At 68.1% G+C, this 14327-nt stretch carries 16 protein-coding genes; 14 read left to right on the top strand and 2 right to left on the bottom strand.

Annotation, left to right across the window (positions count from 1 at the left end; translation table 11 throughout):
• Positions 1 to 155: 155 nt before the first annotated feature.
• Together SPDO_RS06225 and SPDO_RS06230 are read right to left on the bottom strand one after the other, a co-directional pair.
• Positions 156 to 989 carry a flagellin N-terminal helical domain-containing protein gene (locus SPDO_RS06225; RefSeq protein ID WP_088366611.1) on the bottom strand — a complete coding sequence of 278 codons (834 nt, stop codon included), beginning with the start codon at positions 987 to 989 and terminating at the stop codon, positions 156 to 158.
• A gap of 255 nt (positions 990 to 1244) precedes the next feature.
• Positions 1245 to 2084 (bottom strand): flagellin N-terminal helical domain-containing protein, encoded by an 840-nt coding sequence (locus SPDO_RS06230; RefSeq protein ID WP_088366612.1) that lies wholly within the window; start codon positions 2082 to 2084, stop codon positions 1245 to 1247.
• Positions 2085 to 2359: 275 nt separating this feature from the next.
• Between SPDO_RS06230 and SPDO_RS06235 the strand changes: the two genes are divergently transcribed.
• The 14 genes from SPDO_RS06235 to fliQ are packed head-to-tail and all read left to right on the top strand — an operon-like array spanning position 2360 to position 14325.
• Positions 2360 to 3640, top strand: a complete 1281-nt coding sequence (locus SPDO_RS06235; protein ID WP_088366613.1) for a sigma-54 interaction domain-containing protein — start codon at positions 2360 to 2362, stop codon at positions 3638 to 3640.
• Positions 3637 to 3999: a flagellar hook-basal body complex protein FliE gene (gene fliE, locus SPDO_RS06240; RefSeq protein WP_088366614.1), complete on the top strand. Its 363-nt coding sequence runs from the start codon at positions 3637 to 3639 to the stop codon at positions 3997 to 3999. Before SPDO_RS06235 ends, fliE begins: the two co-directional genes overlap by 4 nt.
• A 1-nt stretch (position 4000) precedes the next feature.
• On the top strand, positions 4001 to 5695 hold the full coding sequence (fliF, locus tag SPDO_RS06245; RefSeq protein WP_088366615.1) for a flagellar basal-body MS-ring/collar protein FliF: 1695 nt from the start codon (positions 4001 to 4003) through the stop codon (positions 5693 to 5695).
• On the top strand, positions 5692 to 6702 hold the full coding sequence (gene fliG, locus SPDO_RS06250; protein WP_088366616.1) for a flagellar motor switch protein FliG: 1011 nt from the start codon (positions 5692 to 5694) through the stop codon (positions 6700 to 6702). Before fliF ends, fliG begins: the two co-directional genes overlap by 4 nt.
• Positions 6695 to 7423: a FliH/SctL family protein gene (locus SPDO_RS06255; RefSeq protein ID WP_088366617.1), complete on the top strand. Its 729-nt coding sequence runs from the start codon at positions 6695 to 6697 to the stop codon at positions 7421 to 7423. Before fliG ends, SPDO_RS06255 begins: the two co-directional genes overlap by 8 nt.
• A 56-nt stretch (positions 7424 to 7479) precedes the next feature.
• Positions 7480 to 8808 (top strand): FliI/YscN family ATPase, encoded by a 1329-nt coding sequence (locus tag SPDO_RS06260; protein ID WP_088366618.1) that lies wholly within the window; start codon positions 7480 to 7482, stop codon positions 8806 to 8808.
• Entirely contained in the window at positions 8801 to 9229 is a 429-nt protein-coding gene (locus tag SPDO_RS06265) for a hypothetical protein (protein ID WP_088366619.1), read from the top strand. The genes SPDO_RS06260 and SPDO_RS06265 overlap by 8 nt, the downstream gene beginning before the upstream one ends.
• A gap of 39 nt (positions 9230 to 9268) precedes the next feature.
• Positions 9269 to 11008, top strand: a complete 1740-nt coding sequence (locus tag SPDO_RS06270; protein WP_088366620.1) for a flagellar hook-length control protein FliK — start codon at positions 9269 to 9271, stop codon at positions 11006 to 11008.
• A gap of 20 nt (positions 11009 to 11028) precedes the next feature.
• On the top strand, positions 11029 to 11670 hold the full coding sequence (locus SPDO_RS06275) for a flagellar basal body-associated FliL family protein (RefSeq protein ID WP_088366621.1): 642 nt from the start codon (positions 11029 to 11031) through the stop codon (positions 11668 to 11670).
• 6 nt (positions 11671 to 11676) lie between these two features.
• A complete protein-coding gene (locus tag SPDO_RS06280) occupies positions 11677 to 12615 on the top strand; it encodes a flagellar motor switch protein FliM (protein WP_088366622.1) in 939 nt (312 codons plus the stop codon).
• Positions 12612 to 12914, top strand: a complete 303-nt coding sequence (gene fliN, locus SPDO_RS06285) for a flagellar motor switch protein FliN (RefSeq protein WP_211280009.1) — start codon at positions 12612 to 12614, stop codon at positions 12912 to 12914. The genes SPDO_RS06280 and fliN overlap by 4 nt, the downstream gene beginning before the upstream one ends.
• 9 nt (positions 12915 to 12923) lie before the next feature.
• Positions 12924 to 13193 carry a flagellar biosynthetic protein FliO gene (locus SPDO_RS06290; RefSeq protein ID WP_088366623.1) on the top strand — a complete coding sequence of 90 codons (270 nt, stop codon included), beginning with the start codon at positions 12924 to 12926 and terminating at the stop codon, positions 13191 to 13193.
• A gap of 11 nt (positions 13194 to 13204) precedes the next feature.
• A complete protein-coding gene (gene fliP / locus SPDO_RS06295; protein WP_088366624.1) occupies positions 13205 to 14047 on the top strand; it encodes a flagellar type III secretion system pore protein FliP in 843 nt (280 codons plus the stop codon).
• A gap of 5 nt (positions 14048 to 14052) precedes the next feature.
• A complete protein-coding gene (gene fliQ / locus SPDO_RS06300; RefSeq protein ID WP_088333447.1) occupies positions 14053 to 14325 on the top strand; it encodes a flagellar biosynthesis protein FliQ in 273 nt (90 codons plus the stop codon).
• The last annotated feature ends 2 nt before the right edge of the window (positions 14326 to 14327 follow it).

Raw genomic sequence — 14327 nt, forward strand, 5'->3', positions numbered from 1 at the left:
AACGACTGTTCCGCCGCATCTTTTAGAGAAATCGTGCGCGCCCACGTCGCCGGAATGCAAAAGGCCCCGGCAACCGGATCGGTCGCCGAGGCCCGTTGCGTGAATGTCGGCTCCGATCCCCTGTGACGGGGGCGGGGCCGGAGCCGCTGGCGGCGTTAGCCGAGCAGCTTCAGCACGCCCTGCTGCGACTGGTTCGCCTGGCTGAGCATCGCGGTCGATGCCTGGCTGAGGATCTGCGCCTTGGCGAGGTTGGTCGATTCCGCCGAGAAGTCCGCATCCTCGATGCGGCTGCGCGCGTCGGACAGGTTGGTCGAGTTGCTGGTCAGGTTGTTGACCGCGCTTTCCAGCCGGTTCTGCACGGCGCCGAGGCCTGCGCGCTTTTCGGCGACGAGGTCCAGCGCATTGTCGAACTTGGTGAGGTAATCGTCGGTGCCCGCCGTGCCGGTGTCGGCGTTGGACACGTTCACCGCCAGCGCGGTGACGATGTCGTCGGTGCCGGTGTTGAGCGCGGTGAGGCTGAGCGTGATCGAATCGCTGGCATTCGCGCCGGCCTGGATCTTCACATCGTTCGCCGCGGTGAACAGCTTCACGCCGTTGAACTCGGTGTTGCTCAGCACGGAGCCGATCTGACCCTTCAGCGCATCCATCTCGGACTTGATGTTGGTCTTGTCATCGGCCGAATAGGTGCCGTTCTTCGACTGCACGGTCAGCTCGCGCATGCGCTGCAGCATGTTGGTGACTTCGTCGAGCGCGCCTTCTGCCGTCTGCGCCATCGAAATGCCGTCGTTGGCGTTGCGGATGCCCTGGTTCATGCCCTTGATCTGCGCGGTCATCGAGCTGGCGATGGCGAGGCCGGCGGCGTCGTCCTTGGCCGAGTTGATGCGCTTGCCGGTCGACAGGCGCTCCATGGCGGTGGACAGCATGTCCTGCGCCTTGGTCGATGCGTTCGTCGCGCGCAGCGACGAGATGTTGCTTCCGATGACGGTCACTGAATGTCTCCAAAATCCGGCATCCTGCACCGCCCCCGTGGCGAAGATCCGGATACCAGCCCTGCAAACGGCCGATGCGGGACGGACTTTAGGAAAAACTTTGCAAAATGCCGGTCGCCGGCAGACGCGTGTCGCAATCAAGCAAAAAGCCCCGGCAACCGTGCGGCTGCCGGGGCTTCCTATCGCCCAAACGATCGGTCGTGGGCGACGGCGCCGCTCCCTGTGACGGGTAGGGCGTCGGCGCCGTCCGCCGGATCAGCCGAGCAGGCGCATCACGCCCTGCTGCGACTGGTTCGCCTGGCTCAGCATTGCGGTCGATGCCTGGCTCAGGATCTGCGCCTTGGCGAGGTTGGTCGATTCGGTGGAGAAGTCCGCATCCTCGATGCGGCTGCGTGCGTCCGACAGGTTGGTCGCGTTGCTGGTGAGGTTGTTCACCGCGCTCTCCAGCCGGTTCTGCGAGGCGCCAAGGCCGGCGCGGACGCTGGCGATCTTGTCGATCGCGGTGTCGAACTTGGCGAGATCGGCCGTCGCGTTGACCGCCGTCGCGCCGGCGACGTTGGTGATGGCGGCGGCGTCGGTCAGACGCTCAAGCGACACGGTGATCGCGTCGGAGGCGTTGGCGCCCGCCTGGATCTTCACCGAACCGTTGGTGCCGGCTGCCGGGGTGGTGGCGGTGGAGCCGTCAAACAGCTTGGTGCCGTTGAACTCGGTGTCCTTCAGGATGTTGGTGATCTGCGTGGCGAGCGCGTCCTGCTCGAGCTTGATGTTCGCCTTGTCGTCGGTCGAATAGGTGCCGTTGTCCTTTTGCACCTGAAGCTCGCGCATGCGCTGCAGCATGTTGCCGACCTCGTCCAGCGCGCCTTCGGCGGTCTGCGCCAGGCTGATGCCGTCGTTGGCGTTGCGGATGCCCTGGTTCATGCCCTTGATCTGCGCGGTCATCGAGCTGCTGATCGCGAGGCCGGCGGCGTCGTCCTTGGCGGAGTTGATGCGCTTGCCGGTCGACAGGCGCTCCATGGCGGCCGACAGGCTCTTGCTCGCGCTGGTGGAAGCGTTGGCGGCGCGCAGTGCCGAGGTGTTCGAGGCGATAACGGTCATGTGAGGTCTCCGAAACAATCGACGAAACCGCAGGTCCCCTTGCGGGTGTCGATCCGTCGCCACCTCAAACGGCAGCCGCCCGGCAAGTTTTAGCCGGAATTTGCCGCTCATCCGGCAAACCCTTGCCACGGCAGGCAAAAGCCCGATCAGCCGGAGCCCCCCCGGTTTGTCGTAACCCGGCATCACTGCGGCAAAAAGTGGCCGGCAGCTTGCCGGTTAAACAGGCCGTTAACCACTGCACCCATATGGAGGGAATCAATCGCAGGGGATTAAGAATGCGCTCGATTGTTCCGTCCGTAACGGTTGCTGATGGTCATGTTGCTCTGGTGTCGTCGCTGCGCGCCCAGGGCTTCGGCACGACGGCACCCGCTGGCCGGCCCAACGCGGACACCGCGTGGCTGGTCGCCGAGGGCGAAACGTCGCCCGTGCCCGCGCGCACGGTGGTGCTCGCACGCGGCGCGCGCGAGGTGATCCCGTTCCGCGATGGCGCGCCGGCGCGTCTGACCTTCGGGCATGAAGACGCCGTGATCGGCAACGCCTTTGTGCGCGCACTCGCCGGCGGCCCGGAGCTGCCGACCGCGGCCGATCCCGAGAGCCTGGCGCTGTTCGCGCTGGCCGAGCGGGTGGCCGAGGCGGACATCACCGTCCTGATCAACGGGCCGACCGGCACCGGCAAGGAAGTGCTGGCCCGCGCGATCCACCGCAATTCCTCGCGCCGCGACGGGCCGTTCATCGCGATCAACTGCGCCGCGCTGCCTGAAACCATGCTGGAGGCGATGCTGTTCGGTCATGTGAAGGGCAGCTTCACCGGCGCATCGGCCGGCGGTGACGGCTTCTTCCGCGCGGCGAACGGCGGCACGATCGTGCTCGACGAAGTGGCGGAAATGCCGCTGCCGCTCCAGGCCAAGCTGCTGCGGGTGCTGCAGGAGCGGGAGGTGGTGCCGATCGGCGCGACGCACCCGATCCCGATCGACGTGCGCGTCGTCGCCTGCGCCAATCGCGATCTGCAGGAGGAAGTCGCCGCCGGCCGCTTCCGCTCCGACCTTTATTATCGCCTGTCGGTGTTTCCGCTCACCACCCGCTCGCTGGCCGATCGGGCGCAGGACGTGCCGGCGCTCGCCGCGACCATGATCCTGCGCCATGCCGGCAATCGCGCGGTGGTGCCCTGGCCCTCGCACGAGGCGATCGCCAAGCTCACCCAGCACGATTGGCCCGGCAACGTGCGCGAGCTGGAAAACGTCATCCAGCGGGCCATGCTGTTCTGCGGCGGCGACACGATCGAGGCCGAGCACATCCTGTTCGATCGCGCGCCTGCGCCGCGCCCCGGCGTATTCGCCAACGAGCCCGCGGCACCCGGTGCCAACACGCTCGGCGCAGTCGTCCAACTGTCTGAATTTGCCGCCATTCGCGAGACTTTGAAGGCCTGTGGCGGAAATCGTATCGAAACTGCCCGCCGTCTCGGCATTTCGGAACGAACCTTGCGTTACCGTCTCGCGAAGGCGCGTGAACAGGGCGAGGAGATCGCCGCGCCGCATGATCGGAGACTGACGGCATGAATGGTGTTGGTGGTGTAGGCGGGATCGACCGGGTGATGGCGCTGCGTGCCCAGATCCTGGAACGCAACGCCGCGCTGAGCCGCGCGAATGCAAGCGTTGCCGCAACCGACGCGGCGCCGACGTCCGGCGTGCAGCAGGCCGGCAGCTTCGCCGCGACGATGGAAAACGCGCTCCAATCGGTCAACACCCAGACGCAAAAGGCATCGGCGCTGTCCGAAGCCTATGAGCGCGGCGAAACGGTAGACATCGCCAAGGTGATGCTCGCCCGCCAGGAAGCCTCCGTCGGCTTCGAGGCGACGCTGCAAGTCCGCAACAAGATCCTGTCCGCGTACAAGGACATCATGAGCATGCCGGTCTGATATGGCAAACGCACTCGCTCCCTCGAACCCGGTGATCCCGGAACGCTTCGCCAATCCGCTGCGGCAGATCCAGGGCGTGTTCGCACAGCCCGCCGTGCGCCGCGCGGGGCCGATGGCGCTGATGGTCAGCCTGATCGGCGCGTCGGCGCTTGCCTGGTCGGCGTTGTCCACGCCGCCGCAGAAGATGCTGTATTCGGGCCTGCCCGACGCGGACAAGGCGGCGGTCACCCAGGCGCTGTCCGCCGCGAGCATCGACAGCCATATCGACGACGCGACCGACGCGGTGACGGTGAACGAGGAGGATTATTCCCGCGCCCGCCTGCTGCTCGCAGGGCAAGGCCTGCCGAAAGCGGCGCCGGGCGGTTATGCAATCCTCGACCAGCTGCCGATGGGCGTCAGCCGCGCCGTCGAGGGCGAGCGGCTGCGCCAGGCGCGCGAGACCGAGCTGGCGCGTTCGATCCAGGAGATCGACGTCGTCACCGAGGCGCGCGTGCACCTCGCCATGCCGGAATCGAGCGTGTTCGTGCGCGACAATGCGCAGCCCAGCGCCTCCGTGGTGGTGAAGCTGCAGGGCGGCCGTGCGCTCAGCGAGGCGCAGGTCCAGTCGATCATCAACCTCGTCGCCTCGTCCGTGCCCGGCATGAAGCCCGAAGCGGTGACGATCGTCGACCAGATGGGTGGCCTTCTCTCCAAGCCCGGCGGCATGGGCCAGAGCGGCACCGAACAGCGCATCGCGCTGCAACGCCAGGTCGAGGAAAAGTATCGCCAGCAGCTGATGCAGCTGCTGACCCCGCTGGTCGGCGCCGGCAACTTCACCGCCGAGGTGCAGGCCGACGTCAACATGGACGAGACGCAGGCGACCCGCGAAAGCTACGACAAGGAAGGTGCGCTGCGCGCCGAAACCGGCAATTGGACCGGCAATCAGGCGCCCGGCAACCAGGCGCCCGGTGGCATCCCCGGTGCGCTCAGCAACACGCCGCCGCCCGCCGCGGCGCTTCAGCAGCCGCAGGCCGCGACGGGTGCGAACGGTCAGCCGGTGGCGCCGGGTCAGCCGGTCGCCGGCGGCCCTGCGCCCGATGCGAACAAGCAGTCGGATCAGTTCGCGCGTTCCTATGATCTTGGCCGCGAAGTTTCCGTCACGCGCGCGGCGCCCGGCGCGGTCAAGCGCCTGTCGGTCGCGGTGCTGCTGCGCGAGCCCGAGAAGGGCAAGCGCACTGCCGCCGAGATCAACCAGATCAACGAGCTGGTGCGCTCCGCGGTTGGCTTCGATCAGTCGCGCAACGACCAGGTGACGGTGATCAGCCGCAAGTTCGCCGGCGAAGCCGACGAGAGCGACGGCCCGGCCTGGTACGACAACAGCTGGCTGCCGGTGATCGCGCGCAACGTCACCGCCATCGTCATCGCGCTGCTCGTGCTGCTGCTCGGCGTGCGCCCGCTCGCCAAGGCGCTGATGAAGAAGAAGGAAGAAGCCGAGGGCCCGCGTCCGGCGCTCGGCCGCCCGATGGGTGGCGACGAGGATGGCGCGGAAGGCGACGCCCGCGGCGAGATCGCCGTCGCGCCGCCGGTCACGCTCGACGAGATCGACGCAAGCCGCAATTATGACGAGCGCATCGGCAAGGTACGCGGCTTCACCCGCGACAACCCCGCCCGTGCCGCGCTCGCCGTGCGTGACATGATGAAGGCGACCGCCCAGTGAGCGAACTGGCGCTGCGCACCTTTTCCGGCACGGAGCGTGCCGCGGTGCTGATGATGCTGGTCGGAGAAGACGAGGCCGCGGCGATCCTCCAGAAGCTGGAGCCCGACGAGGTGCGCGAGCTTGGCCGCGCGATGTACACCGTCGCCGACGTCAGCGAGTCCGACGTGGAGGGCGTGCTCGACGATTTCGTCGGCCGCGCGCGCGAGCGGACCGGCATCACCTTCGACCCCAAGCCCAAGGTGGAGGCGGTGATGCATCGCGCGCTGGGGCAGGAAAAGGCCGAAAGCGTGCTCGCCCGCATCACCCCGCCCGAGGCGGCGTGCGAGATCGACCTGCTCGACTGGCTCGACGCGACCGACATCGCGGCGATGATAGAAAAGGAGCATCCGCAGGTCGCGGCGCTGCTGATCGCCAATCTCGATCCCGCGGTCGGCGCGCAGGTGCTGGAGCTGCTGCCCGACGCTGCGCAGCCCGAGATCCTGCACCGCATCGCAAAGCTGGGCCCGATCACGCCCGAGGCGGTCGAGACGCTGAAGACCATGATCGGCAGCCGCACGATCAGCGCCGCGCAGGGCACGCAGGTGAAACTGGGCGGCACGCGCGAGGCGGCCAAGATCCTGCAAGGTGCGCGCAAGGCAACCGAGCAGCGCGTCATGCCCAAGCTGTTCAAGCTGGACAAGGAAACGGCAAAGCAGATCGAGGAGGCGATGTTCGTCTTCGACAACCTGCTCGACATGGACGACAAGAATCTGGGGGCGCTGATCCGCAACGTCGACAGCGATCTGCTGACCCGCGCGCTGAAGGGCGTGGACGAGGCGGCACGCGGACGCTTCCTCGGCTGCATGTCGGCGCGCGCCGCCGACGGCATCCGCGACGAGATGGAGGCCCGCGGCCCGATGCGCCTGTCGGAAGTGCTCGACGCGCAAAAGGCGATCATCAGCATCGCACGCAATCTCGCCAAGGACGGCACGATCATGATGGGTGGGGGCGAGGACGATTATGTCTGAGGCAGCGGCAAATGTTTTCGTCGCCGGCTTCGCCCCGCGTCAGGACGATGCGGCGGTCCGGCTGCAGCGTTCGTTCGCGGCGCGCCCCGCGGGCTTCTCGCCGGGCGACCTGATCGCGCGGATCGAGGAAGCGTTCGCCGCCGCGCCGCAGCCGCATCTGACCCCCGAGCCGGCGCCGGTGGCGGAAGCGCCGATCGTCGATCCGCTCGCCGCCGCAATGGCGGAAGCGCCCGTCGTCGATCCACTGGCCGATGCCTATCAGGCGGGCTTCGACGCCGGTCTTGCTGCCGCGCAGGCGGAGGGGCAGGCCGCTGCGGCGCGTGATCTGGCATTGATCGAGAACATCGCCGCTGCGCTGCAATCCGACGAGCGGGTCGATCGCGAGCGGATCGCGCGGCAGCTGCGCCAGACGGTGCTGCACCTTGTCAGCGGGCTGATTGGGCAGACCGGCATCGCCGCCGACCTGCTTGCCGGTCGGGTGGAGGCTGCGGCCGACCTGCTCGCCGACCAGGCGGAAAGCGCCATTCTGCGCGTCCACCCCGACGACGTGGCATTGCTCGCGGGCCGGTTGCCCGAGACGATCTTCCCGGTCGGCGACGCGACGCTCGCGCGTGGCTCGTTCGTGCTGGAGGCTGCCTCGACCATCGTCGAGGATGGCCCCGACCTGTGGCTCGAACAGCTCACCGGCGCGCTCGACAAGGTGGCCGTTCCCGCCCTCTGATCATTCCTTCGCTGGCGGCGGGCATACCCGCCGACGCCGGCTTGCCAGGATCCCCGATGCTCAACCGCTTCACCGCCGATTATCTTGAATCGCTGGGCAATGCCGATTTCCGCCCGGCGCCAAAGGTCGCCGGCCGGCTCGCGTCGTATGACGGCCTGTTGATGGAAGCGGTGGGCCTGACGCTGCCGGTCGGCACCGTTTGCCGCATCGGCGACGCAGGCGTGGGCGTCGAGGCGGAGGTGATCGGCTTTCGCAACGGGCGCACGCTGCTGATGAACCTTGGCGGCCCCGCCGCGCTGCTGCCGCAGATGCCGGTTCGTCCGACCGGGGCGCCGGGCGAGGCGGAGGTGGGCGCGGCGCTGCTCGGCCGGGTGGTCGACGGCGCGGGCAATCCGATCGACGGGCTGGGGCCGATCCGCGGTGCTACGCGCTGGCCGCTTGCCGGCAAGCTGCAATCCCCGCTCGATCGCGGCCGCGTGCTGGAGCCGCTCGACGTCGGCGTGCGCGCGATCAACGGGCTTCTCACCATCGGCAAGGGCCAGCGCGTCGGCATCATGGCCGGCTCGGGCGTCGGCAAGTCGGTGCTGCTCGGCATGATGGTGCGCGCGGCCAAGGCCGACGTGATCGTCATCGGCCTGATCGGCGAGCGCAGCCGCGAGGTCGCCGACTTCCTAGAAACCAAGGTCGCGGGTGAGGCGCGTGCGCGCTCGGTCGTCGTTGCCGTTCCCGCCAATCACTCGCCCGTGCTGCGCATCCGCGGCGCGCTGCGGGCGACCGCGATCGCCGAGGCATTCCGTGACGAGGGCAAGAACGTCCTCCTCATCATGGATTCGCTCACCCGCGTGGCGCACGCCGGGCGCGAGATCGGGCTGGCGCTGGGCGAGCCCGCCTCGGCGCGCGGCTATCCGCCGTCCGCCATTGCCATGCTGCCGAACCTGATCGAGCGCGCGGGCACCGACGTGAACACCGGCGGCGCGATCACCGCCATCTATACCGTGCTGGCCGACGGAGACGACGGCAACGACCCGGTGGTCGATTCCGCCCGCTCGATCCTCGACGGGCATATCGTGCTGAGCCGCGCGCTGGCCGAACATGCCGTCTATCCAGCAATCGACGTGTCCAAGTCGGTCAGCCGCGTGATGACCGACATTGCGGTGAAGCCGCACATCCAGGCCGCGCGCGTGCTGCGCCGGCACCTGGCGACCTATGAGGAAAACCGCGATCTCGTGCTGATGGGCGCCTATCGCGCCGGCGCCGATCCCGCGATCGACGCCGCCATCGCCTACCACCCCGCCGTCATGGAGTTCATCCGGCAGGATTCGGATGCCAGCGTCTCGCTCGACGATGCGGTGACCGAGCTTACCGGCGTGTTCGGCGATGGATAACAAGAAGCTCCAGCGCATCCACCGCGTGCGCACGCTGCAGCTCGGCCTCGCCCGCGCGGAAGAAACGCGCGCGCACGAGCAGGTGGCGAGCGAAACCGCATTGTCGCAGCGGATCGCGCAGCTCGCATCGGCGGTGGCGCCGGGGGAGGGGAGCGGCGCCGCCGTCTCGTTCGCCGCCATGGCGCATTATCGCGAAAAGCTGCACCGCAATGCCGAGGTGATCGCGAATCGCGTGCGCAACGCCGCTGCCGAGGCGACCCGCGCCGCCGAGGCGACCCGTTCGGCCAAGCGCGACCAGACCGCGGTGGAAAAGCTGATCGCGCGTGGCGAGGCGGAGGCCGCGCTGCGCGCGATCCGCGCGCTACAGGACGCGCCGCCCACCCGGCCGATCAAGCAGGGAATTCGGCACGATCCTTGCTGATTGCTCGTCGAATAACGTGACGAGACGCAGATCGCTGCCATGATGCCAACGCTGACCAGCTTTACCGATACCCTCGCCGCCGGGCATCCTGGCGGCGCGCCGGGCAAGGCCGCACCGCGCAAGGGGCAGGTGGCGCCGCTGCCGGGGCATGTTGCACCGGTAACGCCGCGCCAGCCCGGCGCGCATGGCGAAAGCGGCTTTGCCGCGCTTTTGACGGGGCCGGTGGCGCCGGTGATGCCGCAGCAGCCGGGCGTCGTTATCGACAACGGTCTTGCGCCCCGTCTTCCCGGATTCGTGGCACCGGTGATGCCGCAGCAGCCAGGTGTCACCACTGAGCAGGGTCTCGCGCCGCATTTCCCCGCATCCGTGACGCCGGTGATGTCGCAACAACCCGGCACGGCAGGCGGCAACGATCCTGCGGTGTCGCTGACCGGCATTGTCGCGCCTGTCATGCCGCGCCAGCCGGGGGAAGACGGCGACGACGACGGGGCGGCGCTCGTGCCGGGTCCAGTCGCGCCCGTGATGCCGCGCCAGCCGGGCGCGGCTGGCGGCGAGCGCGGCGTGGTCCTGCTGCCGGGGAATCTGGCGCCGGTGTCGCCGCGGCAAGATGACGGCGAGGGCGGCAACGGCTTGCCGGCAAGCCCCGGCAAGGACGACGACGGCAGCGATGTCGTGCAGCCTGGCGGCTGGATCGCGCCGCCGACTTGGCTGGTCACCTGTCCGCCGCCTGCGCCGGTGAGCGCCGGCGCGCAGCCGACGATCACGTCGGCAATCCCGCTGGCGGTAGCGGCGGGCGCCAGCGCGGCGGGTGAGGGCGAGGTGACGCTCTCCGCGCCCGTCGGTGCGGCGCCCGAGGGCGCGGCGGTTCTGACGCCAGCAGCCGGGTTGCCGCCGCTCGCACCGGGTACGACGCCCTCGAATGGCTTTCCTGCGCAGCAACCGGTCGGTGCCATGCCGGCGTCGTCGCAGAATGTCGCCGCACCGGCCTTCTCGCTTGCGCCGCCCGCCGCGCCGGACGGTGGTCCAGCGCCCACTCAGCTATCGGTGACGCCAAACATTGCGGCGCAGGCGCAACCTGCTTCAGGTGCACCGGCGCTTTCCGTCGGCGCTGAAGCGAACGGCCAAGGCAAGCCTGACCGCGCCGAAGCTATCGCGATGAACCACCTGCCGCCGAGCGTGAAGGCGCCTGTGCAGGTCGAGCTGCCGGTACAGGTACGGCAGGTCGCGCCCGCCGCGCAGATGTTCGCCGCCGCCATTCATCGCGCCGCGCGAGACGAGCGTCGTGGCGAGGCGAGCGACGCGATGATCGCCGGCCTCGCGCCGACGGCCGAGCTGACGCCGCAAGCCGCGGTCGAGCAAAGTCGCCACGCCGCGCTCGACATGGCGCGCGCGACCTGGCCGGCCAAGATGATCGAGCGCATCGAGATGATGCGCGACGCGCTGGACGCGGCGGATACCAGCATCCGCCTGGTACCCGACAAGCTCGGCACCATCGACGTGTCGCTGCGCCGCGAGGGTGATGGCGTTGCCGTCCACTTCAACGCGCAGCAGGCCGAGACGCGCCAGCTGCTGGCCGACGCGCAGCCGAAACTGGCCGAGCTGGCCGAGGCAAAGGGCCTGAAGCTGTCCGCGCAGGCCGGCGGTGATCCTAGTCAGCAGCAGCAGCAGCAGCAATCGCAGGGGCAGCGCGCGCCGGCGTCGGTGCCGCTTTCCTCCCATCGGTATAGCCAGCCCGCGTCATCGGACGCGGTCGGCGTGGCCGACGAACGAATCGCATGAACCGCAAGGGGCGTTGAGCAGTGAGTGACGAGAAAAAGGACGCGGCCGATTCGCCGCCCAAGAAGAAGAAGGGCAAGCTGGGCAAGATCCTGGTGATCGCGGCCGGCGGCGCGGTGCTGATCGGCGGCGGCGTCGGCGCGGGGCTTTATGCCGCCGGCTCGGGCCTAGTCGGCGGCGGCGCGGCGCATGAGGAAGGCCCGCCGAAGCCCAAGCTGGTGCCCAAGAGCGAGCAGAAGCGGGCCGGCGAGGACGGCGAATCGGGCGGCGGTCACGGTGGCGGCGGCGAGGGTGAGGCATCGTCGCACGAGGGCAAGCCGACGCCCGCGGGCGACGGCGGCGAGCGCTACGCCTCCAATTATTTCGCGTTGGAAAAGGAGTTTACCGCGAATCTTCAGGATTCGGTGCACTTCATCCAGGTCGGCGTCGCGATCTCCACGCCGTACGACGACACGGTCATCCAGAACATCAAGACCAACGATATCGCGATCCGCTCGGCGATCCTGATGGCGCTGGGCGACACCACCGAGGATCAGGTGTTTTCCTCGCAGGGGAAGGCGGCGCTGGCCAAGCGGCTGACCGTCGCGATCAACAAAACGCTGGAACAGAAAGAGGGCTTTGGCGGCGTTGGTAACGTCTACTTTACCAATTTTGTTGTTCAGTGACCTTCTATGGTTAACGCCAAGCCAGATCTTCCTCGCGAACGGCGAGAGCGCGCCCGTCCGCAGGCCGTCCAGACGGGCGGCCTCGGTCAGGCGAAGCTCAATCCGTTCGGCGACCTGCACACGTTGCAGCATCTCTCCGCGCGACTGGCGCGGGGCATGCGCGGCGTGTTCGAGCCGTTGCTGCGCGAGGAGGTGCGGGCCTGGGCTGAGCCGCTCGCGGTGCAGCGCTTTTCCGATTATCGCGCGGAGCGCCCCGATCGGCTGACCGCCTGGCTGCCGCTGGGCATGGACGATCGCACCGCGTTGCTGGTGCTCGACGGCGGCTTCGTGCTGGAACTGCTTGACCTGTTCTTTGGTGGCACCGGGGCCGCGCCGGCCGAGATGCCGGCGGAATTCTCGCCGGCCGCCGAGGCGATGGTGGCGCGGCTCGGGCAGATGATCGCGCAGCCGCTCACCGCCGCGTGGGAGCCGCTGGCGCGCGTCACGTTCACGGTCGGGCGGTGCGAGGCGAACGCCTCCATGCTGTCCAATTTCGACGGTGACGATGCGCTGATCGTCACGCGCTTCGGCATTGCGCCGGGCAGTGCGAAGCCCTCGTTTATCGACCTCGTCTATCCGGTGTCCGCGCTGAAGCCGCACGGCACCGCGCTGACCGGCAAGGTGGTGGCCAAGGCCGCTGCCGAGGATGCCGCCTGGCAGACCGCGCTCACCCGCGCGGCGATGAACGTCCGCTTTCCGGTCCGCTCGGTTCTCGCCGAGCCGACGATCCGGCTGTCCAAGCTGATGTCGCTCCAGACCGGTGACGTGATCCCGATCAGCTTCGGCCAGGACGTGCCGGTGATGGTCGGCAACGATCGCCTGGGCAGCGGCACCGTCGGCACGTCGAACGGCCATGCCGCGATCAAACTGACCTCGCTCGCCTCTCTCGAAGGATTGACCCAGTGAACGACATGAGCGGCGGCTTTCCGCCAAAGGATCTGGGCGACGGCGCCCTCGCCGCGAACTTCCGCTTGTTGCAGGACGTCGACGTGAAGCTGACGGTGGAGATCGGCTCCACCCAGCTGACGCTGCGCGAACTGCTGGCGCTGGGCGAATCCAGCGTGATCGAGCTCGATCGCCAGGCCAACGAACTGCTCGACGTCTTCGTCAACGGCACGCTGATCGGCCGCGGCGAGGTGGTGACGGTGGGCGACCGTTTCGGCGTGCGCATGACCGAGCTCGTCAACCCCGACAAGCGCAGCTGATCCACCGCCATGATGTGGTCGTACATTCTGAAGCTGATCGTGCTGCTGCCGCTCGTCTGCGGACTGATGATCGGCTGCCTCTATCTCTGGCGCAAGCTGGAAACCCGCATGCCGGGCCGCGCCGACATGCGCCTCATCGCCGTCAAGGAAACGATGATGATCTCGCCGGGCCTGAAGCTCGCGGTGGTCGAGTTCGAGGGCAAGCGCCTGCTGGTTTCGGTCGGGCGCGGCGGCGTCACGCTGGTCGACCGTGCCGAGGCGCCGAGGACCTTTTCGTGAGCGTCACCCGGATGGGCAACGGCCCCGCGCTGTTCCGCGACGCCGCCGACAGCCGCCCGGCCTCCTTTTCTTGGAGCAAGGCGCTGCTGATCGCCTTCGCCTTCATCGTGGCGGTGCTGGTCGCCATGCCCGCCTTCGCGCAAGCCGCACCCGCCGCGCCCGGCGCCGGTGACGCGGTGGACCGCGCGCTCGGCCAGCTAGGTGGCGGGCAGAACGGCTCGGGCTCGATGTCGCTGTCGCTGCAAGTGCTCATCATCATGGGCCTGCTCAGCATCCTGCCGGGCATCCTGCTGATGATGACCAGCTTCACGCGGATCATCATCGTGCTGTCGATCCTGCGCCAGGCGATGGGCCTGCAGCAGACCCCGCCCAATCAGGTGCTGATCGGCCTCAGCCTGTTTCTGTCGTTCTTCGTGATGGCGCCCGTCATCAGCCAGATCAACACCACCGCGATCCAGCCCTATGCGGCGGGGCAGATGGGCGGCACCGATCTGATCAAGACCGCCGGCGCCCCACTCCATGCCTTCATGGCCAAGCAGACGCGGGTGAAGGACGTGACGATGTTCGCCGAAATGGCAAAGTCCGGGCCGTACGCGAGCCCCAATGACATCCCCTTTTCGGTGCTGCTGCCCGCCTTTGTCACCAGCGAGCTCAAGACCGCATTCCAGATCGGCTTCCTTATCTTCCTGCCGTTCCTCGTCATCGATCTCGTCGTCGCGACGGTGCTGATGGCGCTTGGCATGGCGATGCTCAGCCCGACGATCATCTCGCTGCCGTTCAAGCTCTTGCTGTTCGTCCTGGTCGACGGCTGGGCGCTGACCATGGGCAGCCTCGCCAACAGTTTCGCGGGTTAGGGATCATGGTCGACGCCGATTATTTCCTCACCGTCGCAAACCAGACGCTCTGGGTGCTGGCGCTCGCCGCCGCGCCCATCCTGATCCCCGCGCTCGTCTCCGGCCTGATCCTGGGCATGATCCAGGCGGCAACCTCGATCCAGGAACAGACCTTGAGCTTCGTGCCCAAGCTGATCGTGGTCGGCCTGTCGCTGGTGATCTTCGGCGCGATGATCCTGGGGCTCATCAGCGATTTCACCGTCTCGATCTTCGAGCGTATTCCCGATCTGGTCCGCTAGGC

The sequence above is a fragment of the Sphingomonas dokdonensis genome, assembly GCF_002197685.1.
In the GTDB taxonomy this organism is placed as follows: domain Bacteria; phylum Pseudomonadota; class Alphaproteobacteria; order Sphingomonadales; family Sphingomonadaceae; genus Sphingomonas; species Sphingomonas dokdonensis.

Bases quoted from the DNA above. Each gene is read 5' to 3' on its own strand.
- SPDO_RS06230 (WP_088366612.1), bottom strand. From the start codon at position 2,084: ATGACCGTTATCGCCTCGAACACCTCGGCACTGCGCGCCGCCAACGCT.
- SPDO_RS06235 (WP_088366613.1), top strand. From the start codon at position 2,360: ATGCGCTCGATTGTTCCGTCCGTAACGGTTGCTGATGGTCATGTTGCT.
- fliE (WP_088366614.1), top strand. From the start codon at position 3,637: ATGAATGGTGTTGGTGGTGTAGGCGGGATCGACCGGGTGATGGCGCTG.
- fliF (WP_088366615.1), top strand. From the start codon at position 4,001: ATGGCAAACGCACTCGCTCCCTCGAACCCGGTGATCCCGGAACGCTTC.
- SPDO_RS06255 (WP_088366617.1), top strand. From the start codon at position 6,695: ATGTCTGAGGCAGCGGCAAATGTTTTCGTCGCCGGCTTCGCCCCGCGT.
- SPDO_RS06260 (WP_088366618.1), top strand. From the start codon at position 7,480: ATGCTCAACCGCTTCACCGCCGATTATCTTGAATCGCTGGGCAATGCC.
- SPDO_RS06265 (WP_088366619.1), top strand. From the start codon at position 8,801: ATGGATAACAAGAAGCTCCAGCGCATCCACCGCGTGCGCACGCTGCAG.
- SPDO_RS06270 (WP_088366620.1), top strand. From the start codon at position 9,269: ATGATGCCAACGCTGACCAGCTTTACCGATACCCTCGCCGCCGGGCAT.
- SPDO_RS06280 (WP_088366622.1), top strand. From the start codon at position 11,677: ATGGTTAACGCCAAGCCAGATCTTCCTCGCGAACGGCGAGAGCGCGCC.
- SPDO_RS06290 (WP_088366623.1), top strand. From the start codon at position 12,924: ATGATGTGGTCGTACATTCTGAAGCTGATCGTGCTGCTGCCGCTCGTC.
- fliP (WP_088366624.1), top strand. From the start codon at position 13,205: ATGGGCAACGGCCCCGCGCTGTTCCGCGACGCCGCCGACAGCCGCCCG.
- fliQ (WP_088333447.1), top strand. From the start codon at position 14,053: ATGGTCGACGCCGATTATTTCCTCACCGTCGCAAACCAGACGCTCTGG.